This is a genomic window from Endozoicomonas arenosclerae, assembly GCF_001562015.1.
Lineage (GTDB): Bacteria > Pseudomonadota > Gammaproteobacteria > Pseudomonadales > Endozoicomonadaceae > Endozoicomonas_A > Endozoicomonas_A arenosclerae.
In genome coordinates this window covers 1-847 of the sequence record NZ_LASA01000322.1, presented here as the reverse complement: position 1 = coordinate 847, position 847 = coordinate 1, and the positions used below count along the sequence as shown (strand labels likewise).

Annotated in this window: 1 protein-coding gene; it reads right to left on the bottom strand. The window is 43.6% G+C overall.

Features of this window, described 5'->3' with window-relative positions:
• Positions 1-599: 599 nt before the first annotated feature.
• Positions 600-847, bottom strand: a 248-nt coding sequence (locus tag WG89_RS29045; protein ID WP_153301917.1) for a transposase, incomplete at its 5' end; no start/stop codon positions are given.

The following is an 847-nucleotide window of genomic DNA, read 5'->3' as shown; positions in this document are numbered from 1 at the left end:
ATGCCAGCCTTTTGATCCTGTGCCTCGATAAGAATTGATCAGTGGAGACAGGTCGAGCTGGTCAACAACATCCACCACAAAGCGAGCCATATGACCTTCTGGAAGATAATCCTGGATGCTGGCAGGGAAAAGGTCGGGAGTGTTTCGGTCGACCGGTTTGAACTTCCACTTATTCATAGTGCTTTGAGTGTTACTGGTACTGGAATCAGGATTTTACCTGTTTTGCTGGTTAAGTCCGACAGGCTCCTAGTGCAGCCAAGCGTAAATGCCAATATATACTCCGTTCATCCTGAGCTTGTCGAAGGATACTGATAATGCACTTCGACAGGCTCAGTGCGAACGGTATGAGGTTTAGCGCTTAGCTGCACTAGATAACAGTCAGGTCTATTTATTTATTTCATTAAACAATTTCTTTCGGACAGACTTACTAGCCCTTAAACCTTCATTTTCTTTATCCGCTTCATTAAAGGATCTAAGGAACCTGCGAATAACCTCTAATTTACTTCCCTTCTTGAATCGAGTTCGAAGTAGGACTGAAATCAGAGGTCTCAACCCCTTATTTGTATGATATTTAGCCACTTTCGTGACTTCAGGGCGGACTAACCCTGTGCCCGGATCATTTGATCCAGTCGAACAATATTCGCCAGGGCAAATAAAGTAGACAGTTTATTGTCATTCTTCTTCAAACCTCGATACCTGGCTTTTATAAATCCAAATTGACACTTAATGATTCTGAAGGGGTGTTCGACTGCTGCTCTCAGACTGGCCTTGGTAAATTCCAGTTTGATGGGTACCTTATTTTTTCGGGGATGCTTCTTCAGCTCTTTCAAGATGCTGGGCTTTTCAG